The organism is Nonomuraea sp. NPDC050451 (assembly GCF_044458585.1).
Genome location: NZ_JBITHZ010000002.1, coordinates 99,195 through 125,484 on the forward strand (window position 1 = coordinate 99,195; position 26,290 = coordinate 125,484).

Below are 26,290 nucleotides of genomic sequence, written 5' to 3' on the forward strand. Positions count from 1 at the left end.
TCAGAGGTCCGGGTTGAGGTGGGTGGCGATGCGGAGCAGGCTGTCGGGGTCCCCGAAGCTGCCCGGTCTGGTGACCACCGAGTGGCCCTGAGGGGTGCGGCTGTGCACGGCGCCGTGGTGGACCTGGTCCAAGGGGATCAGCTCGCGTACCCCCAGCGCGTCCAGGACCCGCCTGGCGGTCTCGCCTCCGGTGAGGACCAGGTCGGCGGGGGTCTCCTCGAGCGCCCCGCGCACCACCTCAGCGAGGGCGAGGGTGAGGGACGGACCCGTGGCGCGCGTCAGGGCCGCCTCATCGCCCACGGTCAGCACGACGGGGCCTGAGGTCAGTGCGTCCCGTACGCGTCCCGCGGTGGCGCGGTCGGCCGCCGACAGTGTCACGTGTGCGAACCCGTGGTCCACGAGCAGCCCGACCTGCTCGGCCGCCACCGGCTCGGCCGTCCCGACCACCACCAGCAGCCGGCCGTTCCCGGGAGCGGTGGCCGCGTCCGCGCGGGAGCCCCCCGCGCAGATACCCGCGCCCCCGCCCAGGGCGCCGCCGCGAGCGGTGGCCGCGTCCGCGCGGGAGCCCTCCTCGCAGGTACCGGCGCCTCCGTCCAGGGCGCGGCCGAGGGCGGTGGCGAGGCCGCCCGAGCCGATCAGGCGGGCGGGACCCCCGAGCGTGGCGGCCACGATGGCGTCCAGGTCGGCGTCCGTCTCGGCGTCGCAGACGGCCACCCGCCCGGCCGCGAGAGCCGCGAGGGCCTCGGACAGGTCGGCACCCACGGGCACGTGGACCCACGGGACGTCCCCCAGCGCCTCGGCCACGGTGGCGGGAGCGGGGCGGGGTTCTGCGCGCCATGCGCGCGTTTCGCGCAGCGGCACGCCATGGAGGTACGGCACCCCGCCCACGACCGTGCGACCGGCGGAGGGCAGCGCCGGGGCGAAGACGACCGGGGCGTCGAGGCAGGCGGCGACCGTGGCGGCCACGTTGCCGCGCAGCAGCGAGTCGACCTTGACGAAGACCCGCCGGTCGCCCGCATGAGCGAGCGCCTCCCGTACCAGGTCGAAGGTCCTGGGGTGGTGCCGGCTGTCCAGGTCCGCCACCACCACCGGAGCGGCCGCGACGGGGGCGGACAGCGCGATCCGCGCGGGACGGGCGGGAGACATGAGCGCCGCCGCCGTCTCCGCTGCCCCCGTGAGGTCGTCCGCTAGGACGAACATGCGCCCTCACCTCGGCTTGCGTAAATCACGCGGCGAGTATTGCACGAAACGCGCAAGCTATGCCACAGTTGCCGGAAAGTAACGCGGAGGTTTCCCGCACTCCCTACAGGACGACACCCCCCGTTCGATGGAGGGCTGAATGACTCAGTCCACACCCCCCGAGATCTCACGCCGCGCCTTCCTCTGGACCGGCGCGGCGATGGGCCTGGGCCTCGCGGCCGGCTGCGCGGGCCCGACCGGGAGCCCGGCGCCGGGATCGATGGTCCTCGCGCTCAACCGCTCCCTGGTCTCCCTGGACAACAAGCTCAACCAGTTCGAAGCGGCCGTCACCGTGCAGCGCGGCGTGCGCCAGGCGCTGACCAGAATCGGCCCCAAGCTGACCCCCGAGCCGGTGCTCGCCGAGAGCTTCCGGCTCACCGCCCCCACCGAGTGGACCGTGCGGCTGCGGGCGGGCGCCCGCTACTCCGACGGCTCCCCCGTCACCCCCAAGGATGTGGCGACGGCGCTGGAGATGTACCAGAAGGTGAACGGCTCGTTCATCGCCTCCTTCTTCCCCGAGTGGCCGCGGGTGGAGCAGGACGACGAGCGCACGTTCAGGCTGCGCAGCGACAAGCCGCTGCCGGTGCTCGACTACCTGATGGCCAACATCCTCATCACCCCGTCGTCGGCCAACCAGCCGGCCGAGCTGCAGAGCGGGATCGGCAGCGGGCCGTACACGGTGGTGCAGTCCGACCGCGGCGCCGGCGTCTACACCCTGCGCGCGAACCCGGCCTACTGGGGGCCGAAGCCGCGGCTGAGCACCGTGCACGTGCGGTTCATCCAGGAGGAGTCCAGCCGCGTCGTGGCCCTGCGCAGCGGCGAGATCGACGTGATCGACACGATCTCGCCCGACTCGGCCGAGCAGTTGCGCAACCTGCCGGACGTCGCGCTGACCTCGGCCGTCGGCACCCGCATCAACCAGCTGTTCTTCAACTTCCGCAAACCGCCGGGCCACCCGCTGGCCGACGCGCGGGTGCGCAGAGCGCTGACGTTCGCCGTGGACGGCAAGCGGCTGGCCGAGGACGTGCTCCAGGGCACCGCGATCCCGGCCGACGGCGTGGTCAGCGGCATCCTGTCCGGCGCGGTCAAGACCGGCCAGTACGTCCACGACCCGGCCATGGCCACCAGGCTCCTGGCCGAGGCCGGGGTCAGGCCGGCCGACCTGAACCTCAAGATCATCTGGGAGACCGGCGAGTTCCCCAGCGACAGCCTCCTCATGGAGGGCGTGCAGCAGATGCTCGAACAGATCGGCGTGCGCTGCTCGTTGCAGCAGTTCGAGCCGGGCGGCGACATCTCCAAGTGGCGGCAGGGCCGCGCCGGCGACTGGGACATCCTGGGCAACGGCTTCTCGGTCCCGACCGGGCTGGCGTACTCGGCGCTGCAGGGCATGTTCGGCGGCACGCCCGAGAAGGAGAAGACCCGCGACACCTACCAGGGCTACGTCCAGCCCCAGGTCGTCGAGCTGCTCGGGCGCGCCGCGGAGGAGGTGGACGCGCAGGCCAGGGCGGCCGTGGTGGCCAAGGCCCAGCAGGCGGTGTGGGACACCTGGCCGTGCCTGTGGGCGTTCGTCCCCCGCACGATGCTGGCGCACCGCAGGCGGGTGGGTGGCCTGGCGCTGGAGCCGACCAATTCCTACGACCTCGCCGCGCTGCGGCTGGACGGGTGAGCCATGATCGGTTACGCCGTGCGGCGGCTCGGGCAGAGCGTCCTGACCGTCTTCCTCACCGTGTCCACCGTCTTCGTGCTGATCAGGCTCGCGCCCGGCGACCCGGCCACGTCCTTCGCGGGGCCGCTGGCCACGACGGAGGACCTGGCGAAGGTGCGGGCCATGTTCGGGCTGGACCAGCCCCTGCTCACGCAGTACGGGCTGTTCCTGAAGAATCTGCTGACCGGGGACTTCGGCACCTCCTACTCCTTCCAGGCCCCGGCGCTGGACGTCGTGCTCAGCCGGCTCCCGTACACGATCACCCTGGCCACCTCGGCGATCCTCGTGACGGCGCTGGTCGCCATTCCCCTGGGCGTGTGGATGGCGCGGCGCGCCGACACCCGCAGGGAGCTGGCCGCGAACGTGCTGACGATCGCCGGCCAGTCCATGCCGGAGTTCTGGACCGGCGTCATGCTGCTGACGTTGTTCGCGATCGTGGTGCCGGTGCTGCCCGCGTCGGGGTTCGCCACGTGGGGCGGGCTGGTGCTGCCCACGCTGACGGTCGCGATCCTGCAGATCGCGCTGATCTCGCGGCTGGTCAGGCGTGAGATGTGCGCGAACCTCGCGGCCCCCTACCTCACCGTCGCTCGCTCGCGCGGCGTGTCCGCCTTCGGCCTGACCTGGCGTTACGCGATGGCGAACTCGGCGATCCCGGTGCTGACGGCGCTGGGCACGAGGTTCGCCGCCATGGTGAACGGCGTGGTCGTGGTCGAGGTGGTCTTCGCCTGGCCCGGCGTCGGCTCGCTGGTCGTGCGCGCGCTGGAGACCAGGGACTACCCGCTGATCCAGGCCACGGTGCTGGTCACGGCCGCCGCGGCGGTGCTGGTGCAGTTCCTGGTGGACCTGGCCTACTCCGTACTCGATCCCCGCATTCGCCTGGGAAAGGCGGTCAGCCGATGATCACAGCCGTCACGCCCGCGCGGCTCAAGCGGGCCGCCACCACCAGGCGGCGCCGGAGCCGGCGGCTCAAGCTGGTGGCCGGCACGGTCTGCACGGCCGTGGTCGTGCTGCCGGTGGCGCTGGCGAACCTGCTGCCCGTTCCCGGCCCCAACCTGCAGGACCTCGGTCAGCGGCGGCTGCCGCCGCTGACCGGCGGCCACCTGTTCGGCACCGACCAGCTCGGCAGGGACCTGCTGGCCAGGGTGCTGCACGGCGGGCAGGTGTCGCTGCTGATCGGCGTGCTCGCCGTGCTGGTCTCCGGGATCGTCGGCATCCTCGCCGGCTCGGCGGCCGGGTATTTCGGCGGCTGGGTGGACGCGGTCGTCTCCCGCCTGCTGGAGGCGCAGCTGTCGCTGCCGCTGCTGATGATGCTGCTGCTCGTGGTGGCCCTGTTCGGCGCCTCGGTGCCGGTGATCACGGTGGTCATCGCGCTCGCGCAGTGGCCGGAGGTGGCCCGCATCTCCAGATCGCTGGTGCTGGTCGAACGCGAGAAGCCGTACGTGGACGCCGCCCGCATGCTCGGCCTGCGCCGGGCCGGCGTGCTGGCCGTGCACGTCATCCCGAACATCATCCGGCGCGCCGGGCTCGTCGTCCTCCTGCTGCTGGCCCAGGCCGTGCTGCTGGAGAGCGCGCTCAGCTACCTGGGCGCGGGCCCGCAGCGGCCGTTCGCGACCTGGGGGCGGATCATCTCCGACGGCCAGGACTACATCACCACCTCCTGGTGGCTCGTGACGCTGCCGGGACTGGTGATCGTGCTGCTGGTGGTCGGCGTCAACCTCGTCGGCGACGCCCTGTACGAGCGGAGGTGACGGCGAGATGAGCATGCTTGACGTCGAGGACCTGCGGATCGAGTTGATGACCGATCGCGGCGTGGTGCGGGCCGTGGACGGGGTGTCGTTCTCCATGAACCCGGGCGAGACCGTGACCATCATCGGCGAGTCCGGCTCCGGCAAGTCGACCACCGCGATGGGGGTGCTGCGGCTCCTGCCGGACGACGAGGCGGTCGTGTCGGGACGGGTGGAGATCGACGGCCACGACGTGGTCGGCGACGCCCGCGCCGCGGCCCGGCTGCGCGCCGAGACGGTCGCGCTGATCCCGCAGGACCCGATGACCGCGCTCAGCCCGGTGCACACCATCGGCGGCCAGCTGCGCGAGGCCGTGCGGCTGCGCGACCCGGGCCTGTCCAGGAAGGCCGCGGCGGAGCGCGCCGCCGACCTGCTGGCCCAGGTCGGCATCCCCGAGCCGGGCAAGCAGCTCGGCCGCCACCCCCACCAGTTCTCCGGCGGCATGCTGCAGCGGGTGCTCATCGCCATCGCGCTGGCCGGGCGGCTCAAGCTGCTGGTCGCCGACGAGCCCACCAGCGCGCTCGACGTCACCGTGCAGGCGGGCATCCTCGACCTGCTGCTGAGGCTCCAGGAGGACACCGGCATGGGAATCCTGATGATCACGCACGACCTCGGGGTGGCGCGGCTGGTGTCCGACCGCGTCCACGTGATGAAGGACGGGAGATTCGTGGAGAGCGGCGAGGTGGAGCAGATCGTGGACGCGCCGGGCGAGGAGTACACCCGCTCGCTGCTCGGCGCCGTGCCCCGGCTGGGTGAGTTCCGGTGAGCGGGCCGCTGCTGGAGGTGCGCGACCTCGTCGTCGAGTACGCCACCGCGAACGGCAAGGTCCGGGCCGTGGACGGCGTCGGCTTCTCCGTGGCCAAGGGCGGCTGCCTGGCCGTGGTCGGCGAGTCCGGCTGCGGCAAGTCCACGATCGCCAGAGCGCTCGTGCGCCTGCTCACCCCGACCTCGGGCGAGGTGCTGCTGGACGGCCAGGACCTGGCCCGCATGAACGAACGGCGGCTGCGCCCGATCCGGTCGCGGATCCAGATGGTCTTCCAGGACCCGTACGGCTCCCTTGACCCGCGCATGACGGCCGCCGACATCGTGGCGGAACCGCTCAAACTACGCGGTGTGCGCGCCAAGGCGGACCGGGAGCGCGCGGCGGCCGAGCTGCTCGACCGGGTGGGCCTGCCGTCGAGCGCGCTCCAGCGGCGGCCCGCGGAGTTCTCCGGCGGGCAGCGGCAGCGCATCGGCATCGCCAGGGCGCTGGCCAGCCGGCCGGAGGTGCTGGTCTGCGACGAGGCCACCAGCGCGCTCGACGTGTCCGTGCAGGCCCAGGTCCTGGCGCTGCTCAACGAGCTGCGCCGGGAGAGCGGCCTGACGTACGTGTTCATCTCGCACAACCTGGGCGTGGTGCGCGAGATCAGCGACGAGGTGCTCGTGATGCGGGCGGGCCGGTTGATCGAGCACGGGCCGACGGAGACGGTGCTCGCCTCGCCCCGCGAGCCGTACACGCGGGCGCTGCGCGCGGCGGCGCTCGATCCGACGACGATGCGGGGGCGCAAGCCGCGCGGCGTCCTCGCGACAGCGAAAGGAGCCCCTTGATGAGCCCCGAACCGGTCCTCGGGACCATGACGTTCGGTGACACCGTGGACGCCGGGACGGCCGGGCGGATGCTCGACCACGCGCTCGACGCCGGGGTGACCGGCGTCGACACGGCCAACGGCTACGCGGGCGGGGCCGCGGAGGAGATCCTCGGCGAGCTGCTGCGCGGCCGCCGCGACCGCGTCGTGCTGGCGACCAAGGCGGGCATCCCCCACCCCGACGCCGGCGAGCACGCGCCCCTCTCCCCGGCCGGCCTGCGGGCCGCCCTGGAGGGCAGCCTGCGGCGGCTCCGGACGGACCACGTGGACCTGTTCTACCTGCACCAGCCCGACCGGGCGACCCCGCTGGCGGACACCCTGGCCACGGTCGCCGAGCTGAAGGACGAAGGCAAGATCGGCAGCCTGGGCGTGTCGAACTACGCCGCCTGGCAGATCGCCGGGATCGACCCGCCGCCCGTGGTCGCCCAGCAGCTGTACAACCTGCTGGCCAGGCGGATCGAGGACGAGTACGCCGAGTTCGCCCTCACCGGCGGGCTGCGGACGATGGTCTACAACCCGCTGGGCGGCGGGCTGCTGACCGGGCGGCACCGCTTCGACCGGGCGCCGGACGGCGGGCGGTTCGGTGACTCGCGGCTGGCCGAGATGTACCGGAAGCGGTACTGGGACGCCGACCTGTTCAAGGCCGTCGAGGCGCTCGACGCGATCGCCCTGGAGGCTGGAGTGCCGCCGGCCGAGCTGTCGCTGCGCTGGCTGGCCGGCAAGCCGGTGGTGAACGCGGTGCTGCTCGGCGCGTCGAGCCTCGACCACCTGCGCGCGAACCTCGCGGCGCTGGCCGCCGGGCCGCTGCCCGCCGACGTGGCCGCCGCCTGCGACGCCGTGGGTGACACGCTGCGCGGCCCGATGCCTGCCTACAACCGATAGGGAGCCGATGAATCTGCTACCCGCCCCGACTGTCCAGGCGCACGCGGCCAATCTCATGCCGCTGCCGGGCGGCGACCTGGCCTGTGTCTGGTTCGGCGGTACCCAGGAGGGCATGCCCGACATCTCCATCTGGTTCTCCCGGCTCCGCGACGGCGCCTGGTCGCCGCCCGTACGGCTCTCCGACGACGGCACCCGTTCCGAGCAGAACCCCGTCCTGTTCCCCACCCCGGACGGCGAGCTGTGGCTGCTCTACACCGCCCAGCACGCGGGCGACCAGGACACCGCCGAGGTCCGGCTGCGGGTCTCCGCGGACGGCGGCGACTCGTGGGGGCCGGTGCGCACGCTGATCCCGGCCGACCCCGACGGCGGCGTCTTCATCCGCCAGCCGATCGTGGTGCTCCAGGACCGGTGGCTGCTCCCGGCCTTCCGCTGCAAGCGCCCGGCCACCGGCAAGTGGGCGGGCGACGACGACACCAGCGCCCTGTACGTCTCGGAGGACCGCGGCCGGACCTGGCGCGCCCAGGAGATCCCGGACAGCACGGGCTGCGTGCACATGAACGTGCTCCCCCTGCCGGACGGCGCCCTGCTGGCCCTGTTCCGCAGCCGCTGGGCGGACCACATCCACGAGTCCAGGTCGCACGACGGGGGCCGGACGTGGAGCGCGCCCGTGCCCACCGCGCTGCCCAACAACAACTCCTCCATCCAGGCCACCCCGCTCGCCGACGGCCGCCTGGCCCTGGTGTTCAACAACAGCAGCAGGCTGGACGCGACCGAGCGCCGCGCCTCGCTCTACGACGAGATCGAGGGCCACGGCCAGTCCACGGGCAAGGCGTTCTGGGGCGCGCCCCGGGCCCCGCTGACGCTCGGCCTGTCGTCCGACGGCGGCCGCACCTGGCCCGACCTGCGCGATCTCGAAACGGGCGACGGCTACTGCATGACCAACAACTCCCGCGAGGGGCTCAACCGCGAGCTGTCGTACCCCTCAATCGCGCAGACCCCCGACGGCGGCCTGCACGTCGCCTACACCTATCACCGCAAAGTCATCAAGCACGTCCACATCCCGGCAGAGGAGATCGATCGCGTATGACCGCAGCCGAGTTCGCCAGAAGGATCCGCGAGCGCGAACGGTGCGTCGGCTACTGGGTGGTGCTGGACGCCCCCGTCGCCACCGAGCGCCTGGCCAGGCTGGGGTACGACTACGTCGCGCTGGACGCCCAGCACGGGCTGATCGGGAACGCGGGGCTGCTGTCCAACCTCATGGCCATCGACGCGGGCGGCCGCTCGGTCGGGCTGGTGCGCGTCGAGTCCGGCGAGGCGGCCGCTATCGGCAGGGCGCTCGACTTCGGCGCCGGCGGCGTGATCGTGCCGCTGGTCGACACCGCCGAGGACGCGGCCCGCGCCGTGTCCGCCGCCCGCTACCCGGCCAAGGGCCGCCGCTCGTACGGGCCCATGCGCTCCATGCTCAGGATCGGCCCCACCCCGGCGGAGGCCGACGAGAGCGTGCTGGTGCTGGCCATGATCGAGACGCCGGACGGGCTGGCCAACATCGAGGAGATCTGCGCCACGCCCGGACTGGACGGCGTGTACGTGGGCCCGTCCGACCTGTGCCTGGCCGTGGGCGGCAGGTTCCCGAACGACCCCGAGGTCGCCGACGTGTTCGAGGCCGCGCTGGTGAAGGTCAGCACGGCGGCCAGGGCGGCCGGGATCGCGGCCGGGATCCACAACCCCTCCGGCGAGCTGGCCGCGCGCCGCCTGGCCGAGGGCTTCACGTTCGCCACCGTCGCCTCCGACCTCGTCCACCTCGAGCAGGCGGCCGCCGCGCACCTGAAGGCCGCGAGGGGCGAATGAGGGTCCTGGTCACCACGCCCACGTTCGCCAGGCACTCCGGCGAGCCGCTGCGCGTGCTCCGCGAGGCGGGCTGCCTGGTCGAGACCGGCGGCCTGGACCGGATCGCCGAGGCGGAGGCGATGATCGTCGGGATGGACGCCGTCACGGAGGAGGTCATCGCGGCGGGCCGGCGGCTGCGGGTCATCGCCAAGCACGGCGTCGGCGTGGACACCATCGACGTCGAGGCGGCCGGCGCGCGCGGCATCCCCGTGGTGTACGCGCCGGGCAGCAACTCCAGGGCCGTGGCCGAGCTGGCCTTCGGCCTGCTGCTGGCCGCCGCCAGGAAGATCGCGCGATCGGACGCGGAGGTCCGCGCGGGCGGCTGGCCCAAGCTCTTCGGCCCGGAGCTGGCCGGCCGGACCCTCGCGATCATCGGGTACGGCCGCATCGGCCGCCTGGTCGCCGGCTACGCCCGCGCCTTCGGCATGACGGTCCTCGCGCACGACCCGTACGCGACGATCGAGGACGTGCGGTCGGCCGGGCTGGCGGAATGCCTGGCCGAGGCCGACTGCGTGAGCCTGCACCTGCCCGGCACGCCCGGCGCGCCCCCGCTGCTGGGCCGGGCGGAGCTGGAGTCGATGAAGCCGGGCGCGATCCTGGTCAACACCGCCAGGGGCGGCCTCGTGGACGAGGCCGCGCTGGCCGCGCTGCTGCGCGAGGGGCGGCTGGGCGGGGCCGCGCTGGACGCGTTCGCCGACGAGCCGCCCGCCGCCGACAGCCCGCTGCGCGACGCCCCGAACACCGTGCTGAGCGCCCACGTCGGCGCCTGCACCTACGAGGCCAACCGGGACATGGGCGTGATGGTCGCCGAGGACGTGCTGCGCGTGCTGCGGGGCGAGCCGCCGGTCAACGAGTGGAGGAGCACGTGAAAGCCCCCGAAGAAGCCCACGAAGGGAGCGGACCCATGACCGTCGCCCAGGTCGCCGACCCGTACGCGCTGCGCGCCGAGGACGTTCAGGAACCCCCGGCCACCCTGCGCGGGCGGCTGCGCCGGCTCGGGCCGGGCATGGTCCTGTCGGCCGCGGTCATCGGCTCCGGCGAGCTGATCGTGACCACCTCGATGGGCGCCCGCGCGGGGTTCGCGCTGCTGTGGCTGGTCATCCTCAGCACCGGCGTCAAGGTGTGGGTGCAGATGGAGCTGGCCCGCTGGACGATCCTGAACGGCCGCCCGGCCCTGGAGGGCTACAGCCTGGTGCCGCCCAGGATCGGCAGGATGGGCTGGATCAACTGGCTCTGGATCGGCATGGACTTCGCGAAGATGTTCCAGCGCGGCGGCATCATCGGAGGGACCGCCGCCGCCTGCTCGATCTTCTTGCCCATCGTCGGCGAGCCGCTGGGCGGCGCCTCCATGGCGATCTGGGTGATCATCGTGACCCTGAGCGGCGTGCTGCTGCTGCAGTCGGGCAAGTATCCCGTCGTCGAGAGCGCGGCCGTCATCTCGGTGGCGATCTTCACGCTGACGACCGTGGGGCTGGCGCTGGGGCTGCCGCTGACCGAGTTCGGGTGGGGGCCGGGCGACCTCGGCGAGGGGCTCAGCTTCACGATCCCGGCGGGGACCCTCGGCATCGCCCTGGCCATGTTCGGCGCCACGGGCGTGGGGGCCGACGAGATGACCACGTACACGTACTGGTGCATCGAGAAGGGGTACGCGCGCTGGACCGGGCCCGACGACGGCTCGCCCGAGCGGGTCGCGCGGGCCGAGGGCTGGCTGAAGGTCATGCGGCTGGACGTGCTCGCCTCGTGGATCGTCTGCACACTGTGCACGCTGTCGTTCTACGCGATGGGCGCGTCCGTGCTGCACCCGCAGCGGCTCGTGCCCGAGGGCAACGAGATGATCGTCACCCTGTCCCGCATGTACACCGACACGATGGGGCCCTGGGCGCAGTACCTCTTCCTCATCGGCGCCATCGCGGTGCTCTACTCCACCTACATCGGCTCCACCGCCAGCGTGCCGCGCCTGTGGACCAACACGCTCGGCCTGCTCGGCGTGGTCGACTGGGCCGACCCGGCCGCCCGTACGAAGGTCGTCCGGCTGCTCACCTGGTGCCTACCGCCGATCTGGGCGCTGTTCTACCTGTTCGTCCAGTCGCCGGTCCTCATGGTGCAGATCGGGGCGGTGGGCGGCGGCGTCTTCCTGCTCGGCGTCGTGATCGCGGTGTGGCGGCTGCGCTCCACCGGCGTGGACCCGCGCTACCGGGGCAACCCGCTGCTGACCGTCGCGCTGGTGCTGAGCAGCGCGGCCATCACGTTCCTCGGCGTGTACGCGCTGCTGGAGGTCTTCGACCTGAACCCGTTGTGACCCCGGGTCAGGGCCAGGCCTTCGCCTCCGCCTCGAACCGGTCGCTCTCCACGGGCAGCACGCAGAGCACGTGCCCGCCGGGCGCCCGCAGGATGCGGCACTCCTGCCATCGCGACACCTCCGTCGCCCCGAGCGCCACCAGCCGCCGGGTCTCGGCCTCGATGTCGTCCGTCTCGATGTCGAGGTGGAACCTCGGCGCGTCGTCCACTGCCTGGACCGCCACGGCGAGGCCGGGAACGGCGTCGTGCAGGGAGGTGAACTGCTCGTACCCGGGAAGCGGGCTCGCGGTGACCCCGAGTGCCGCTGCCCAGAACGCCGACGCCTGCTCGGCCTCGGATGCGGGGGTGTCGATCAGGAGGGCATAGACCCGGCTGCGATGCATGCCGATCATCCTAGCTTGGACTACCCTGGCCGAAATGTCGCCTTATGCGAAGTTTCGAATGCTCTGTGTGCATACACGGCGTCTGTACGGGTAGCGCCGTTGCAGTGGCTCCTCGAAGGAGGAAACCGTGGACATCGACATAGGCCAGGGCCTCACGGATGCCTGGCGGCAGATAGCGACATTCGTTCCCAAATTGGCCGCGTTCCTGGTCATACTCATCATCGGATGGATCGTGGCCAAGGCGCTGCAGAAGATCGTCGACAAGGTGCTCGAGCGCGTCGGCTTCGACCGGGCGGCGGAGCGCAGCGGCGTGCGGCGCTGGCTGGAGCGGAGCAAGTACACCGCCCGGAGCCTGCTGGCCAAGATCGTCTACTATGCGATCCTGCTGGTGACCCTCCAGATAGCGTTCAGCGTGTTCGGGCCCAACCCGATCTCGTCGCTGCTGAACAGCGTGGTGGGCTGGCTGCCCATGGCCCTGGTCGCCATCGTGATCATCGTGGTGGCGGGCGCGATCGCCATGGGGGTCAGGGAAATCCTCGCCGGCGCGCTCGGCGGGCTCTCCTACGGTCGCTGGGTGGCGACCGCCGCGGCGGTCTTCATCTGGGCGCTGGGCATCATCGCCGCGCTCAACCAGATCGGGGTGGCCACCACGGTCACGACTCCGGTGCTGATCACGGTCCTCGCCACCATCGGCGCGATCGCGGCGATCGGCATCGGCGGCGGGCTCGTCCGCCCGATGCAGCAGCGCTGGGAGCGCTGGCTGGGTCGCATCGAGATGGAGGCACCGCAGGCCAGGGCGCACGCGGAGGCGTACCAGCGGGGTCGTGAGGACGCCCGCGCGATGACGGGGGAGCCCGTGCGCACCACGCCGACGACCCCGGGCGCTCCTCCGACCACCCCGGGCACTCCGGGCGCCCCGCCGCGCTCCGGGATGCCTCCGGACTGAGCGCCGTCCGCCCGCCTGGCCCAGAAGGTCAGGCGGGGCGGCCGTCTTCCAGGAAGCCCTGTTCGCGGGCCAGCCAGCAGACCGCCGTCAACCGGAGCGCCGCCGCGTCCGGCTCGCCGGTGAAGACCCAGGCGCGCTCCCGCAGTTCATCGAGGAAGCCCAGCAGGTAGTCGCCCAGGGTCTCCCGGTCCAGCGGGATCGCGTCGCGCAGCACCGCCGCGTGCTGGTCGACCGCGGCGACCAGCCCGGGGTCGCCGCCCATCCGGGCGAGCTGGGCGTCGCCCAGCGTGTTCATCAGCCAGCGCAGGGGCGAAACCGCCCATCCCTCCTCAAAGACCACCAAACAACCTTAAAGCATCTCTCAAGGTCAGCGACCCTCCGCGTCGATGTCGGCGAGCGTGCGGCGGGCCACCGCGAAGGCGGCGTTGGCGGCCGGAACCCCGCAGTAGACGGCCGTCTGGAGCAGCACCTCCTTGATCTCCTCGCGCGTGAGCCCGTTCCGTAAAGCCGCGCGGACGTGCATGGCGAGCTCCTCCATCTGCCCCCTGGCCACGAGCGCGGTGAGCGTGACGCAGCTGCGGGTGCGCCGGTCCAGGCCGGGCCGGTTCCAGATCTCGTCCCAGGCGTAGCGGGTGATGAGCTCCTGGAAGTCGCGGGTGAAGTCGGTGGTGGCGGCGACCGCCCGGTCGACGTGCGCGTCCCCGAGCACCTCCCGCCTGGTGCGCATGCCCGCCGCCAAGGCGTCCTCGGCGGGTTCGTCGGCCCGCAGGTGGCCCAGGACCGCGGCGGTCACCGCGTCGGGGCGCTCCACGTTCGCCAGGTGCGAGGCCCTGGGCACCACCGTCAGGGACGCGCCCGGGATGTTGCCGGCCAGCGTGAGCGCGTGGTCGAGCGGCGTGGCCGGGTCCTCGGAACCGGCGATCACCAGCGTGGGCGCGGTGATCTCCTCCAGGCGGCGGGTCAGGTCGAAGCCGGCGATGGCCTCGCAGCAGGCCGCGTACGACTTGGCGTCCACCTCCACGAACCGGTCGAACACCCACTGGCCGTCGAAGCCGGGGGTGAACCAGCGGGCCTTCAGCGTCGGCACCAGCGCCGCCATGCCCTTGCCGCGCACCAGCGCCGCCCGCCCCAGCCACGGCCCCGGCTCGCCGAACTTGGCCGACGTGCAGCACAGCACCAGCTTGCGCACCCGGCGCCCGGCCCCGTTGGTGAGCATGACGGCGATCGTGGCCGCGATCGCGCCGCCGAGCGAGACGCCGCCGACCGTGAACCGCTCGTCCTCGACGAGATCCAGCACGGCCCGAGCCAGGTCGTCGACGGTGAACCCGGCCGCGACCGGCCCCGAGCCGCCGTGGCCCGGCAGGTCGTACCTGAGGACCCGCCAGGACTCGGTGAGCGCGGGGAGCTGGGGCTGCCAGATCTCCATCGTGGTGCCGAGCGAGGGCCCGAGCACCAGCAGCGGCGCGTCGGCCGGGCCGTCGATGCGGTGGTGGAGTTTCACGATTGCTCCCGGTAGGTGGCGAGGATGCGATCAACGAGCTCGGGGGCCGCCCCCAGGTAAGCCGCCGGATCGAGCAGTTCGGCGTGGCCCTCCAGCGGGCCGTCCGCGGACAGGGCCTCCTCGAGCGCCTTGCGGTCGAGGTGGGCGGCCAGGCGCTCGGCGAGCAGCCGGCCGCCGGTCAGCTCGGTGTTGGCCCGCATCCGGTCGGGGAACACCTGCAGCCCGGCCACCAGCTCGGCGGCCGTCTCGGCCGCGCCGCCCGTCAGGCGCAGGGCCTCGCGCAGGGGCAGCCACTCCGCCTGCCAGGCCCCCGCGGCCCGCTCGTGCTCGCCGACCTGCCCGAGGACCTGCGCGTACGCGGGCACCTGGAACGCGGCCGACCTGACCAGGACGGACAGGGCGGGATTGCGTTTCTGCGGCATGGCCGACGAGGAGCCGGCCGACGACTCGGCCACCTCCCCCACCTCGGTCTGGGCCATGAGGACGATGTCGGTGGCCGGTTTGGCCAGCGCGCGGGCCGTGGCGGTGAGCGCCGCGCCGAGCTCGGTGACGGGAGAGCGCTCCGCGTGCCACGGCATCGGGGGCGCCGCCAGCCCGATCTCCTCGGCGAACACCTCGGCCAGCAGCAGCGCGGTGCCCGGGTCGGCGCCCCGCGCGTCCGCGTGCTCGGCGAACGCGGCCAGGGTGCCGGCCGCGCCGCCCAGCTGGGCCGGCAGGCGCAGCTCGCGGAGCCGGGCGCGGGCGCGCATGAGACCGGCCAGCCACCCCGCCGCCTTCAGCCCGAACGTGGTCGGCACCGCCTGCTGCCCCAGCGTCCGCGCGGCCATGACGGTGTCCCGGTGCCGCTCGGCCAGCTCGCTGAGATCCCGCATGATCGCGCTCAGATCGCCCACGATGGCACGGATCGCCCGCGTGGCCACGAGCATGGCGGCGCTGTCCAGGATGTCCTGGCTGGTCGCCCCCCGGTGCACGGACGAGGCCGCGCCCGGCACGGCCCGCCGCAGGTCGGACACCAGGGGCACGACCGGGTTGGCCGACTGGCGGGACCGCCTGGCCAGGTCGGCCGGGTCGAGCACCAGCGTGGCGGCCGTCCGGTCGATGGCCGCGGCCGCCTCCGACGGGATGAGCTCCAGCCGCGCCTGGGCGCGGGCGAGCGCCGCCTCGGCCTCCAGCATGGCCCGCAGCCAGGCCGCGTCCGAGGTGATCGCCTCCGCCCGCGTCCCCGCCCAGACCGGGGCGAGCAAGCCGCCGTCAGAACCCAACGCAGTCCACCTCCTCAGTCAGGCCATCATTCACGGCAGGCCCACGTAGTTCTCGGCCAGGGTCGTCGCCGCCGCCTCCGACGAGGTCACGTAGTCCAGGTACGACAGCTGCAGCCGCCGCGCGTACGGGTCCTCGTCCTCGAACGTGTGCAGCAGCGTCGTCATCCACCACGAGAAGTGCTGCGCCCGCCACACCCGCTTCAGGCACGCGGCGGAGTAGCCGTCGAGCAGCCCGGTCGAGCCGTCGGCGAAGTACGCGGCCAGCGCCTCGGTCAGCACGCGGACGTCGGCCACGGCCAGGTTGAGCCCCTTGGCGCCGGTCGGCGGCACGATGTGGGCGGCGTCGCCGGCGAGGTAGAGGCGCCCGTACTGCATGGGCTCGGCCACGAACGCCCGCATCGGCGTGACGCCCTTCTCCGTGATCTCGCCGGTCGTCAGCGTGAAGCCGGGCACGCTCTCCAGCCGGGCCCTCAGCTCGGCCCAGATCCGCTCGTCCGGCCAGTACTCGACGCACGTATCCGCCGGGACCTGCAGGTAGAAGCGGCTGACGGTGGGCGAGCGCATGCTGTGCAGGGCGAAGCCGCGCTCGGTCCTGGTGTAGATCAGCTCTTCCGACGAGGGCGCCACCCTGGCCAGGATGCCCAGCCAGGCGAAGGGATAGTCCCGCTCGTAAACGCTCAGAACGCCCTCGGGGATGGCCGGCCTGGACACGCCGTGGAAGCCGTCGCACCCGGCGATCACGTCGCAGTCGAGCCGCTCGCCGCCGAAAGTCAGGTACGGGCCGGACTCCAGGGAGTGCACCTCCACGTCCTCGACCTCGAACCTGATGTCGCCGCCCGCGGCCAGCCTGGCCGCGATCAGGTCCTTGACCACCTCCTGCTGCCCGTACACGGTGATGGACCTGCCCGGCACCAGCTTCTCGAACGCGATGCGGTGGCCCGCGCCCCCGTACCTGAGCTCGATGCCGTGGTGCGGCAGCCCCTCGCGCAGCAGGCGCTCGCCGACGCCCGCCTCGACCAGCGTGTCCACCGTGCCCTGCTCCAGCACCCCGGCCCGCACCCGCCGCTCGACGTAGTCGCGGCTGCGCTTCTCCAGCACCACGGAGGAGATGCCGCGCAGGTGGAGCAAGTGGGAAAGGAGCAGCCCGGCGGGGCCTGCCCCGATGATCCCGACCTGAGTTCGCATGAGGGAAGCATCCTGCCTCGACCCCGGTTCAGCCGAGGTCTCCCTTCCGCTCAGTGGAAGAACCGTGCAGGATTGGCGCATGGCAGGCGGAGCCCGGGAGGTCGGGCGCTCGGTGACGTCCAAGGTGCTGGCCATCCTGGGCGCGTTCGACTCCGCGCATCCGCAGCTCAGCCTGACCGACGTGGCCCGGCGCAGCGGGCTGCCGCTGAGCACGGCCCACCGGCTGGTCGCCGAGCTGGAGGAGTGGCAGGCGCTGAGCCGCGCGCCCGACGGGCGGCTGCGGGTCGGGCTGCGGCTGTGGGAGCTGGGCCAGCTCGCGCCCGGCCGGCTCCACGACCTGGCCCACCCGTGGCTGCAGGAGCTGTTCGCGACCACGCGCGAGAACGTGCACCTGGCCGTGCGCGACGGGCTCGAGGTCCTGTACGTCGACAAGGTGTACGGCCGGCGGGCGGTGCCGATCGTGTCGCGGACGGGCGGCCGGCTGCCGATGCACCCGACGGGCGTGGGCAAGGCGCTGCTGGCGTACGAGCCGGACTGGTTCGTGAAGTCCTACCTCGCGCGCAAGCTCGAGCGGCCCACCTCGCACACGATCACCGAGCCGGGCCGGCTGGCCAGGGAGCTGGGCGTCGTGCGGGCCCAGGGTTACGCGCTGACGTACGAGGAGATGACCCTGGGCACCTGCTCGGCGGCGGCGCCGATCCTGGTGGACGGGCGGCCCGTGGCGGCCTTGGGCATCGTGCTGTCCTCGCGGCGCGCCCGCGAGCTGCCGCAGCTGATCGACCCCCTGCTGAGCACCGCGGCGGCGATCGCGAGGGCTATTCCCCCAGCCGCTGGATCCGGTCCTTGAACAGGGTCGTGGCGATGGCGGCCTTGTGCGGCTGCCCCTTGAGGAACGCCTGCGCGAAGTTCTTGGCCTGCTCGTAGGAGACCTTGGCCGGCATGGGCGGCTCGTTCGGGTTGACGTCCACGTCCACCAGCGCCGGGCCGTCGTGCGCGAGCGCCTGCCCGATCGCCATGGCGACGTCCTCCGACTTGGTGACCTTGGCCCCGAACCCCCCGCACGACCTCGCCCAGGCCGAGAAGTCGGCCTCCGGCTGGGGGTAGCGCACCCCGTGCTCCGGATAGCCGAGCACCATCTGCTCCCACAGGATCTGGCCGAGCGAGTTGTTGTTGTTGATGATCACCTTGACCGGCAGCCGCTGCTGGACCGCCGTCAGGAACTCGCCCATCAGCATCGTGAACCCGCCGTCGCCGACGTACGCGATGACCTGCCGTCCCGGGTAGGCGTGCTGCATGGCCAGGGCGTAGGGCAGCCCCGGCGCCATCGTCGCCAGCGTCCCGGACAGGTAGAACTCGCGCTCGCCGCGGATCGTCCAGTGCCGGGCGGCCCAGGTGGCGATGGTGCCGCTGTCGCAGGTCAGGATGGCGTCGTCGGTGGCGAGCTCGTCCACGATGGACACGACGTACTGCGGCGCGATGGGAGCCCGGTCCGGGTTCTCCAGCGCGTCCATGTCGGCCCGCCACTTGGTCATCATCTGCTGATATTTCTTTAGATGGGCGGTGCGGTCCCGGGCGGTGAGCAGCGGGAGCAGCGCCCGCAGCCCCTCCTTCGCGTCGCACACCACGGGCACGTCGGTCGCGATCCGCGCCCCCGCCCTGGTCGGCTCCGCCTCGAACTGCACCACTCGCGCCTGCTCCGGCAGGAACTTGGAGTAGGGGAAGTTCGTGCCGACCATGAAGAGCACGTCGGCCTCGTCCATCAGCTCCTCGCTCGGCCGGGTGCCGAGCAGCCCGATCCCGCCGGTCGTGTACGGCGAGTCGTCCGGGATGACCGCCTTGCCGGGCAGCGTCTTGGCCACGGGCGCGCCGAGGGCCTCGGCCACGGCCAGCACCTCCTGCCGGGCGTGCAGCGCCCCCTGCCCGACGAGCATGGCGGGGCGCTGGGCGTTGTTGAGCACCTCGGCCGCCCATTCGACGTCCTCCTGGCGCGGCAGGCCGGAGGGCCGCAGGTAGACGGGCGCGGTCTCCGGCAGGCGTGCCGGGGACACGGCCCGGTACGGGGCCATCCCCGCCTCGGCCACCTGCAGGTCGTTGGGCAGCGTGAGATGGGCGACCCCGCGCCGCGCGTAGGCGGTCCTGATCGCCAGGTCCACCAGCGAGGGCAGCTGCACCGGGTTGGTGATCATCATGTTGTACTCGGCCACGTCCTCGTACAGCCGGTCGAGGTGAACCTCCTGCTGGTAGCCGGTGCCCAGCACGGACGTCTCCTGCATGCCCGTGATCGCCAGCACGGGCACGTGGTCCAGCTTGGCGTCGTAGAGCCCGTTGAGCAGGTGGATGCCGCCGGGCCCCGAGGTGGCCAGGCACACGCCGATCCGGCCGGTGGCCTTGGCGTAGCCGGTGGCCATGAAGGCGGCCGCCTCCTCGTGGTGGACGAGGACGAAGCGCACCCGGTCACGGTGGCGCCGCAGCCCCTCCATGATGCCGTTGATGCCGTCGCCCGGCATGCCGAAGACGGTGTCGACGCCCCACTCGGCAAGCCGTTCTACCAGCGATTCCGCTGCGATTCGAGCCATGGGAGCCGCCCTACCCCGCTCCACAGGTCGCAGACGCTTTTACCAGATTCCTTGTCATTTCTGGGCATTCGCGGGTAGTGGGGCGTCATGCGCATTCTGGTCACGGGAGCCACGGGCACGCTCGGCGGCGCCCTGGTGCCCGCACTGCTCAGGTCGGGACACCGGGTGCGGGCGCTGAGCCGTACCAAGCGCGAGAGCCGCGGGAACGTCGAGTGGATGTGGGGCGACCTCGTCTCCGGCAACGGCCTCGCGGAGGCCGTGCGCGACGTGGACGTCATCGTGCACCTCGCCACCGGCGGCCGCAAGGGGCGCGGCGCCGTGGACGTGGCCGGCACACGCAAGCTGGTCACCGCCGCCCGCCAGGCGGGCTACCCGCACCTGCTGTACACCTCATGTGTCGGGTCCGACAGCGTGGCCAGCGGCCACCTCCGGCACAAGCTGGAGGCCGAACGGCTGATCGCGGAGAGCGAGCTGGGCTGGACGATCCTGCGCGCCACCCACTTCCAGCAGGCGCTCGACCGGCGGCTGAGCGACTTCGAGTCGCTCCCGGTACTCGCCGTGGACCGCTCGGTGCCCTGGCAGCCGATCCACACGGGCGAGGTGGCGGGCCGCCTCAACGAGCTGATCGCCGAGGGCCCCGCGATGGACGAGATCGAGTACGGCGGCCCCCAGGTGCTCACCACGGAGGAGCTGGTCAGGACCTGGCTGGAGGCCAAGGGCCTGCACCGCCCCTGCCTGCCCGTGCGCTTCCCCGGCAGCCTGTACGCGGCCCAGCGCGCCGGCGAGCTGCTGACCGACGCCGAGCCCAAGGGCCGGATCACCTGGCGCGACCACCTCTTCCCGCCGCCGATCGAGCTTTCCGACGACTTCGCCTCGGAGCACACCGCCTCGCCCACCAGCCCCGCCAACCAGCCGGAGCAGGACCCCGACCTGCACGTCTACGGGGGCGACGAGGGCTACGAGCGCCCCACTCGCGGCTGACTCCTTTACGTAGTCGTTACGTAACTCCCTCTTGATGGGCATTCGGCTACCTATGTACGGTCCTTTCATTGCCACTTAACAACTTGTTCAGTGCAGCCAATCGAGAGGTTCGATGACGGAGTCGGAGAACGCCCGCTTGGGTGCGCGAATCCGTGCCTACCGCAACATGCGCCGCATGACCGTGCGCGCACTCGCGGCGGAGGCCAGGGCCAGCGCGAGCTTCATCAGCCAGCTGGAGCGAGGGCAGACCAGCTCCAGCATCGGGATGCTGAGGCGAATCGCCTCGGCTCTCGGCCTCACGGTCGCGGATCTGTTCAACGAGGAGGACGAGGTCGGCCACCGGGTGGTGCGCCGAGACGCGCGTCCGGAGCTCCGTACGGCTCCCGGCACCCGCAAGTTCCTGATCTCCCAGCGCCCGCTCCAGAACGTGGAGGTGTACGCCGGGGAATTCGATCCGGGCTCGTCCACCGGGGACGAACCGTACACCCACGGCGACTCCCAGGAGATCTTCCTGGTCATCCGCGGGCGGATCACTCTCTGGCTCGGACCCAACGGCTCGGCCGCCGCACACGTGCTGGAGCCCGGGGACAGCGTGGAGTACCGCACGTCGGTCCCCCACCGGATCGTCAACGAGAGTGACGAGACCGCCGAGGTCCTCTGGGTGGTCGCCCCGCCTACTACATCCTCCTGAACCCCAGCTGTACCTGCCAATTAGGGGGTAACCCATGCCGAAGCACCCAGCGCGACCGGCCGCCATGGCCGCTGTCGCGGCTTCGCTCCTGCTAGCGACCGCCTGTGGAGCCGGCTCGGCGGCGCCCGCCTCGATCGACCTCGGGTCGGGGCCCGCCAAGTCGGGCACGATCAAGAAGGACGCCCTGAGCGGCCTCAACATGACCTTCGTCTCCTACGGAGGCGTATACCAGGAGGGCCAGCAGAAGGCGGCGGTGGACCCGTTCGCCCAGGAGTCGGGCGCCAAGATCCTCCAGGACGGCCCCACCGACTACGCCAAGATCAAGGCCCAGGTCGACTCCTCCAACGTCACCTGGGACGTGATCGACACCGACTCCATCTGGGCCGAGGCCCAGTGTGGCAAGCTGCTCCAGCCGCTGGACTACAAGATCATCGACAAGTCCAAGGTCCCCGAGGGCCTGTCCACCGAGTGCAGCGTCCCGGCGATGCAGTACGGCATGGTGCTCGTCTACAACAAGGACAAGTTCGGCGCCAACCCGCCCAAGGGCTGGAAGGACTTCTTCGACACGACGAAGTTCCCCGGCAAGCGCGCCATCTCGGGCAACCCCGGCGACTCGGCGCCCGGCCCGTTCGAGGCCGCGCTGGTCGCCGACGGCGTGGCGCCCGACCAGCTCTACCCGATCGACGTCGACCGGGCGACCAAGAAGCTGCAGTCGGTCCGCGCCAACCTGGTCTTCTGGAAGACCGGCGCGGAGGCCCAGCAGCTGCTGGAGTCCGGCGAGGTGGACATGGGGATGGTCTGGAGCGGCCGGGCCTATGCCGCCGTCAAGAACGGCGCGCCGTTCCAGATCGCGTGGGACCAGTGGATGCCCGTCATGGACTCGTTGACCGTGCCGAAGAACGCCAAGAACCCGAAGGCGTCGATGGCGCTGATCAACTACTACCTGGGCGCTCAGCAGCAGGCCAAGCTGACGGAGCTGACCTCGTACTCGCCGATCAACACCGACGCCAAGCCGAGCCTCGACCAGACCGGCCAGGCGTTCCTGACCACCGCTCCGGGCGTCCCGGAGAAGGCACTCAAGATCGACTCCAAGTGGTGGGCCGAACACCAGCCGGAGATGATCGAGAAGTGGTCGGCCTGGCTCGGCGGCTGATCGCGCATGGCCTCCACCCTGCAGGCGGTCGCCCCGCCCGCCGCCGCCAGGCAGCCGGCGGACCCTGAGCGCCGCCCGGCGCTCCTGGTCCTGCCGGCGCTGGTGGCGCTCGCCGTCTTCTTCCTGCTTCCGCTGATCTCGATGATGATCAGCGCGTTCACCGACCCGGTGCCCGGTCTGGGCAACTTCACCTGGTTCTTCAGCGAGGCCCAGAACCTGCGGGTGCTCGGCCGCACGTTCACCACCGCCCTGTGGGTGACGGTGATCGCGCTGATCCTGTCGTACCCGTACGCGTACGCCATGACGATCGCCGGCACGCGGGCCAGGGCCGTGCTGACGCTGCTGGTGCTGGTGCCGTTCTGGACCAGCCTCATGGTGCGGACCTTCGCCTGGGTGATCCTGCTGCAGGACACCGGCGTGGTGAACGACCTGCTGGGCACCATCGGGCTGGGCCCGTTCAGCCTGATCCGCACCCAGGCGGGCGTCGTGATCGGGATGGTGCAGCTGCTGATGCCGTTCATGGTGCTGCCGCTCTACGCGGTGATGAGCGGGATCGACCGGCGGCTGCTCACCGCGGCGGGCAGCATGGGAGCGCGGCCCGTCAAGGCGTTCCTGGACGTCTACGTGCCGCTGTCGCTGCCCGGGGTGTCGGCGGGGTGCCTGACCGTGTTCATCAGCGCGCTCGGGTTCTACGTCACCCCCGCGCTGCTCGGCTCCCCCACCGACGCGCTGCTCTCGCAGCAGATCTTCACGCAGGTCAACGGCCTGCTGAAATGGGGGCGCGGCGGCGCGATGGGCGTGGTCCTGCTCGGGCTCACGCTGGCCATGATCGCGCTGCTGGCGGTCACGCTGCGCCGCGCCGGGAAGAAGGTGACCGGATGAGCGCCCGTGTGGGCCGCGGGGTGCTGTGGGCGTTCTGCGCGCTGGTCGGCGTCTGGCTGGTGGCTCCCGCGCTGATCGTGGTGCCGCTCAGCTTCACCTCGAAGGCGTCGCTCAAGTTCCCGCCGGACGGCTGGTCCACCCGCTGGTACGAGCACTTCTTCGGCGACCCGGCCTGGATGTCGGCCTTGTGGACCTCGATAGAGGTGGGCCTGCTGGTCACCGTGGTCGCCACCACGCTCGGCACCGCGGCGGCGCTCGGCCTGACCAGGGCCAGGATGCGCGGGCTCGCGCTGGTCCAGGGGTCGATGCTGGCCCCGATGATCGTGCCCGGGGTCGTGCTGGCCATCGGCGTCTACGCCGTGTTCCTGAAGCTGCAGCTCGTCGGGACGCTCATGGGCTTCGTCATGGCGCACACCGTGCTGGCGCTGCCGTTCGTGATGATCCCGGTGACCGCGTCGCTGAGCGGGTTCGACCGGCGGCTGGAGAGCGCGGCGGCCAGCCTGGGCGCGGGCCGCTGGACCACCTTCCGCACCGTGACGCTGCCGCTGGTCGCGCCCGGCGTGGCCGCGGGGGCGCTGTTCGCGTTCGTCACGAGCTTCGACGAGGTGGTCGTCTCGCTGTTCATCCAGAGCCCCTACCTGCAGACCCTGCCGGTGAAGATGTACGCGAGCGTCACCCGCGAGACCGACCCGACCATCGCCGCGGCGGCCACGATGATCATCGTGCTGACCACGAGCCTCGTCCTGATCGCCACCTTCTTCGTCGCCAGGAGGTCACGTGCCCACCAGTAACGATCTCGCCGCCCGCGGCGCCGGCATCGAGCTGACCGGACTGACCAAGCGCTACGGCGACTTCGTCGCCGTGGACGACGTCTCGCTGTCGATCAAGCCGGGCGAGTTCATCACGCTGCTCGGGCCCAGCGGCTCGGGCAAGACGACCACGCTGAACATCATCGCCGGCTTCGACCAGCCCACCACCGGCGAGCTGACCGTGGACGGGACCGCCATCGCCGCGACGCCCGCCCACAAACGGGACATGGGCATGGTCTTCCAGCACTACGCCCTGTTCCCGCACATGACGGTCGCCGAGAACATCGCGTACCCGCTCAAACAGCGCAAGGTGCCCAAGGCACGGCGCGCCGAGCTGGTCGCGGCCGCGCTGGCCACCGTCCACCTCGGCGAGTACGGCCACCGCTACCCGCGCGAGCTGTCCGGCGGCCAGCAGCAGCGCGTGGCCGTGGCCCGCGCCATCGTCTACAGCCCGCGCGTGCTGCTGATGGACGAGCCCCTGGGCGCACTGGACAAGAAGCTGCGCGACTGGCTCCAGCTCGAGATCAAGCGCATCCACGGCGAGCTCGGCACCACGTTCGTGTACGTCACGCACGACCAGGACGAGGCGCTGGTGCTGTCGGACCGGATCGCGGTCTTCAACCGCGGCCGCATCGAGCAGGTCGGGCCCGCCGAGGAGCTGTACGAGCGGCCCGCCACGCTGTTCGTGGCCCGCTTCCTCGGCGAGTCGACCATCCTGCGCGGCGACGTCACGCCCGACGGCATCGGGGTGTGCGCGCGGCTGCTGCGGGCGCCGGGCAGCCTGCCCGACAGGGCGGGCGCGCTCGTCGTACGCCCGGAGCGGCTGGCCGTGCGGGAGGCGGGTTTCTCCCCCGGCTCGGAATGGAACGCCCTGCCGGCCACCGTCACCGGCGAGATTTACCTGGGCTCCAGCAGGAAGCTGGAGCTGAGGCTGCCCGACGGCTCGTCCGCGCTGGTGCGCGAGCAGGCCGGCAACCTCAGCGACGCCCGCGGCGGCGACGAGGTCACGCTGACGTGGCGCGTCGCCGACTCCGTCCTGCTGCCCGACTCGCCCGATGTGGAGGCTGTGCTCACGTGAAAGGCATCCCGCTCACCAAGGATTTCGCCAACGGCGGAGTCTCGTTCTGGTACCGCCAGATCGGCCTGCCGGACCGGCGTCCCCCGCTGCCGGGGTCGCGCTCGTACGACGTGGCCATCGTCGGCGGCGGTTACACCGGCCTGTGGACCGCGTACTACCTGAAGAAGGCCGAACCGGGGCTGCGGATCGCGATCCTGGAGAAGGAGTTCGCCGGGTTCGGGGCGTCGGGGCGCAACGGCGGGTGGCTGTCGGCGGAGTTCGCCGGGTCGCGCAAGCGGCACGCCAAGGCGCGCGGCCGGCAGGCGATGATCGACCTGCAGCACGCGATGTTCCACGCCGTGGACGAGGTCATCGAGGTGACCCGCGAGGAGGCCATCGACGCCGACATCCACAAGGGCGGCCTCATCCACGTCGCGACGAACCCGGCCCAGCGGCGCCGGCTGCGCGAGGAGCTCGACGACCTGCGTACCTGGGGGTACGGCCAGGACGACCTGCGGCTGATGGACCGCGACGAGCAGCGCGAACGCGTGCAGGTGGCGGGCACGCTGGAGGCCACCTACTCGCCGCACTGCGCCCGCATCCAGCCCGCCAAGCTGGCCGTCGGCCTGGCCGAGGCGGTCGTCCGGCTCGGGGTGGACATCTTCGAGGACACCACGGTCACGAAGATCATCCCGCGGCGGGACGGCAGCCAGGCGGCGGCGGTCACCACGCGCGGGGCGGTCACGGCGGACTACGTCATCCGCGCCACCGAGGGCTTCACCGCCTCGCTGTCCGGTCAGCACCGGCAGTGGCTGCCCATGAACAGCTCCATGATCGTCACCGAGCCGCTGCCGCCCGAGGTCTGGAAGCACATCGGCTGGCAGGGCAACGAGCTGCTCGGGGACGAGGCGCACGCCTACATCTACGCGCAGCGCACCGCCGACGACCGCATCGCGATCGGCGGGCGGGGCGTGCCCTACCGGTACGGCTCGCGTACCGACGTCCGGGGCGCCACGCAGCCGCAGACGGTCGCCCTGCTGTGGCGGATGCTGGTCAAGCTCTTCCCCGCGGCGGCGGACGCGCGGATCCAGCACTCCTGGTGCGGCGTGCTGGGCGTGCCGCGCGACTGGTGCTCGACGGTGCACCTGGACCACGCGACCGGCCTCGGCTGGGCGGGCGGCTATGTGGGCAGCGGCGTCACGACCACGAACCTGGCCGGCCGCACCCTGCGCGACCTGGTGCTGCGCCAGGACACCGAGCTGACGGCCCTGCCCTGGGTGGGCCGCCAGGTGCGCCAGTGGGAGCCCGAGCCGCTGCGGTGGACGGGCGTGCAGCTCATCTACGCGCTCTTCCGCGCCGCCGACCGGCAGGAGAACGACCACGGCACCACCACGTCGCCGTTCGCGCGGATGGCGAACCTGATCTCCGGCCGCTGACGCCTCTC

The 26,290-nt window shown here is 72.0% G+C and carries 26 protein-coding genes; 19 read left to right on the forward strand and 7 right to left on the reverse strand.

Annotated elements, in window-relative coordinates; genetic code table 11:
* Positions 1–1,200, reverse strand: a complete 1,200-nt coding sequence (locus ACIBI9_RS06525; RefSeq protein WP_397220921.1) for a four-carbon acid sugar kinase family protein — start codon at positions 1,198–1,200, stop codon at positions 1–3.
* Positions 1,201–1,339: 139 nt separating this feature from the next.
* Between ACIBI9_RS06525 and ACIBI9_RS06530 the strand changes: the two genes are divergently transcribed.
* Genes ACIBI9_RS06530 through ACIBI9_RS06575 form a run of 10 tightly spaced genes read left to right on the forward strand, consistent with a single transcriptional unit; the run spans position 1,340 to position 11,421 of the window.
* A complete protein-coding gene (locus tag ACIBI9_RS06530) occupies positions 1,340–2,905 on the forward strand; it encodes an ABC transporter substrate-binding protein (RefSeq protein WP_397220922.1) in 1,566 nt (521 codons plus the stop codon).
* A gap of 3 nt (positions 2,906–2,908) precedes the next feature.
* Entirely contained in the window at positions 2,909–3,844 is a 936-nt protein-coding gene (locus ACIBI9_RS06535) for an ABC transporter permease (RefSeq protein WP_397220923.1), read from the forward strand.
* Positions 3,841–4,692 (forward strand): ABC transporter permease, encoded by an 852-nt coding sequence (locus ACIBI9_RS06540; RefSeq protein WP_397220924.1) that lies wholly within the window; start codon positions 3,841–3,843, stop codon positions 4,690–4,692. The genes ACIBI9_RS06535 and ACIBI9_RS06540 overlap by 4 nt, the downstream gene beginning before the upstream one ends.
* Positions 4,693–4,699: 7 nt before the next feature.
* Complete coding sequence (locus ACIBI9_RS06545; protein WP_397220925.1) at positions 4,700–5,494, forward strand: ABC transporter ATP-binding protein; 795 nt, start codon at positions 4,700–4,702, stop codon at positions 5,492–5,494.
* Positions 5,491–6,315, forward strand: coding sequence for an ATP-binding cassette domain-containing protein (locus ACIBI9_RS06550; protein WP_397220926.1), 825 nt, complete (start codon positions 5,491–5,493; stop codon positions 6,313–6,315). Before ACIBI9_RS06545 ends, ACIBI9_RS06550 begins: the two co-directional genes overlap by 4 nt.
* A complete protein-coding gene (locus ACIBI9_RS06555; RefSeq protein WP_397220927.1) occupies positions 6,315–7,235 on the forward strand; it encodes an aldo/keto reductase in 921 nt (306 codons plus the stop codon). Before ACIBI9_RS06550 ends, ACIBI9_RS06555 begins: the two co-directional genes overlap by 1 nt.
* A gap of 7 nt (positions 7,236–7,242) precedes the next feature.
* The gene (locus tag ACIBI9_RS06560; RefSeq protein WP_397220928.1) at positions 7,243–8,322 is read left to right on the forward strand and encodes an exo-alpha-sialidase; all 1,080 of its coding nucleotides are present in this window, start codon (positions 7,243–7,245) and stop codon (positions 8,320–8,322) included.
* On the forward strand, positions 8,319–9,083 hold the full coding sequence (locus tag ACIBI9_RS06565) for an HpcH/HpaI aldolase/citrate lyase family protein (protein ID WP_397220929.1): 765 nt from the start codon (positions 8,319–8,321) through the stop codon (positions 9,081–9,083). Before ACIBI9_RS06560 ends, ACIBI9_RS06565 begins: the two co-directional genes overlap by 4 nt.
* Complete coding sequence (locus ACIBI9_RS06570) at positions 9,080–9,991, forward strand: phosphoglycerate dehydrogenase (RefSeq protein WP_397220930.1); 912 nt, start codon at positions 9,080–9,082, stop codon at positions 9,989–9,991. Before ACIBI9_RS06565 ends, ACIBI9_RS06570 begins: the two co-directional genes overlap by 4 nt.
* A gap of 35 nt (positions 9,992–10,026) precedes the next feature.
* Positions 10,027–11,421 (forward strand): Nramp family divalent metal transporter, encoded by a 1,395-nt coding sequence (locus tag ACIBI9_RS06575; RefSeq protein WP_397220931.1) that lies wholly within the window; start codon positions 10,027–10,029, stop codon positions 11,419–11,421.
* 7 nt (positions 11,422–11,428) lie between these two features.
* Here the strand turns inward: ACIBI9_RS06575 and ACIBI9_RS06580 are convergent, their stop codons facing one another.
* Complete coding sequence (locus ACIBI9_RS06580; protein ID WP_397220932.1) at positions 11,429–11,803, reverse strand: VOC family protein; 375 nt, start codon at positions 11,801–11,803, stop codon at positions 11,429–11,431.
* Positions 11,804–11,936: 133 nt separating this feature from the next.
* Between ACIBI9_RS06580 and ACIBI9_RS06585 the strand changes: the two genes are divergently transcribed.
* The gene (locus ACIBI9_RS06585) at positions 11,937–12,749 is read left to right on the forward strand and encodes a hypothetical protein (RefSeq protein ID WP_397221811.1); all 813 of its coding nucleotides are present in this window, start codon (positions 11,937–11,939) and stop codon (positions 12,747–12,749) included.
* Positions 12,750–12,777: 28 nt separating this feature from the next.
* Here ACIBI9_RS06585 and ACIBI9_RS06590 read toward each other — a convergent pair whose 3' ends face one another.
* The 4 genes from ACIBI9_RS06590 to ACIBI9_RS06605 are packed head-to-tail and all read right to left on the reverse strand — an operon-like array spanning position 12,778 to position 16,697.
* Complete coding sequence (locus tag ACIBI9_RS06590; protein ID WP_397220933.1) at positions 12,778–13,089, reverse strand: DUF6401 family natural product biosynthesis protein; 312 nt, start codon at positions 13,087–13,089, stop codon at positions 12,778–12,780.
* A gap of 27 nt (positions 13,090–13,116) precedes the next feature.
* Positions 13,117–14,250: a 4-carboxymuconolactone decarboxylase gene (gene pcaC, locus ACIBI9_RS06595; protein ID WP_397220934.1), complete on the reverse strand. Its 1,134-nt coding sequence runs from the start codon at positions 14,248–14,250 to the stop codon at positions 13,117–13,119.
* Complete coding sequence (locus ACIBI9_RS06600) at positions 14,247–15,512, reverse strand: lyase family protein (RefSeq protein WP_397220935.1); 1,266 nt, start codon at positions 15,510–15,512, stop codon at positions 14,247–14,249. The genes pcaC and ACIBI9_RS06600 overlap by 4 nt, the downstream gene beginning before the upstream one ends.
* Positions 15,513–15,542: 30 nt before the next feature.
* The gene (locus ACIBI9_RS06605; protein ID WP_397220936.1) at positions 15,543–16,697 is read right to left on the reverse strand and encodes a 4-hydroxybenzoate 3-monooxygenase; all 1,155 of its coding nucleotides are present in this window, start codon (positions 16,695–16,697) and stop codon (positions 15,543–15,545) included.
* A gap of 79 nt (positions 16,698–16,776) precedes the next feature.
* Between ACIBI9_RS06605 and ACIBI9_RS06610 the strand changes: the two genes are divergently transcribed.
* Entirely contained in the window at positions 16,777–17,544 is a 768-nt protein-coding gene (locus ACIBI9_RS06610) for an IclR family transcriptional regulator (protein ID WP_397220937.1), read from the forward strand.
* On the opposite strand, the gene ACIBI9_RS06615 is transcribed toward ACIBI9_RS06610, so the two are convergent.
* A complete protein-coding gene (locus ACIBI9_RS06615) occupies positions 17,513–19,273 on the reverse strand; it encodes a thiamine pyrophosphate-dependent enzyme (protein WP_397220938.1) in 1,761 nt (586 codons plus the stop codon). The two genes, ACIBI9_RS06610 and ACIBI9_RS06615, sit on opposite strands and share 32 nt — an antisense overlap.
* 87 nt (positions 19,274–19,360) lie before the next feature.
* Between ACIBI9_RS06615 and ACIBI9_RS06620 the strand changes: the two genes are divergently transcribed.
* The 7 genes from ACIBI9_RS06620 to ACIBI9_RS06650 all read left to right on the forward strand — a co-directional run bounded on the left by ACIBI9_RS06620 (position 19,361) and on the right by ACIBI9_RS06650 (position 26,282).
* Positions 19,361–20,254, forward strand: coding sequence for an SDR family oxidoreductase (locus ACIBI9_RS06620; protein WP_397220939.1), 894 nt, complete (start codon positions 19,361–19,363; stop codon positions 20,252–20,254).
* Between the two features lie 112 nt (positions 20,255–20,366).
* Positions 20,367–20,945: a helix-turn-helix domain-containing protein gene (locus ACIBI9_RS06625; RefSeq protein WP_397220940.1), complete on the forward strand. Its 579-nt coding sequence runs from the start codon at positions 20,367–20,369 to the stop codon at positions 20,943–20,945.
* A gap of 34 nt (positions 20,946–20,979) precedes the next feature.
* On the forward strand, positions 20,980–22,098 hold the full coding sequence (locus tag ACIBI9_RS06630) for an ABC transporter substrate-binding protein (RefSeq protein WP_397220941.1): 1,119 nt from the start codon (positions 20,980–20,982) through the stop codon (positions 22,096–22,098).
* A 6-nt stretch (positions 22,099–22,104) separates the two neighbouring features.
* Positions 22,105–22,980 (forward strand): ABC transporter permease, encoded by an 876-nt coding sequence (locus ACIBI9_RS06635; RefSeq protein ID WP_397220942.1) that lies wholly within the window; start codon positions 22,105–22,107, stop codon positions 22,978–22,980.
* On the forward strand, positions 22,977–23,771 hold the full coding sequence (locus tag ACIBI9_RS06640; protein WP_397220943.1) for an ABC transporter permease: 795 nt from the start codon (positions 22,977–22,979) through the stop codon (positions 23,769–23,771). The genes ACIBI9_RS06635 and ACIBI9_RS06640 overlap by 4 nt, the downstream gene beginning before the upstream one ends.
* On the forward strand, positions 23,758–24,867 hold the full coding sequence (locus ACIBI9_RS06645) for an ABC transporter ATP-binding protein (RefSeq protein ID WP_397220944.1): 1,110 nt from the start codon (positions 23,758–23,760) through the stop codon (positions 24,865–24,867). The genes ACIBI9_RS06640 and ACIBI9_RS06645 overlap by 14 nt, the downstream gene beginning before the upstream one ends.
* On the forward strand, positions 24,864–26,282 hold the full coding sequence (locus tag ACIBI9_RS06650) for an NAD(P)/FAD-dependent oxidoreductase (protein ID WP_397220945.1): 1,419 nt from the start codon (positions 24,864–24,866) through the stop codon (positions 26,280–26,282). The genes ACIBI9_RS06645 and ACIBI9_RS06650 overlap by 4 nt, the downstream gene beginning before the upstream one ends.
* The last annotated feature ends 8 nt before the right edge of the window (positions 26,283–26,290 follow it).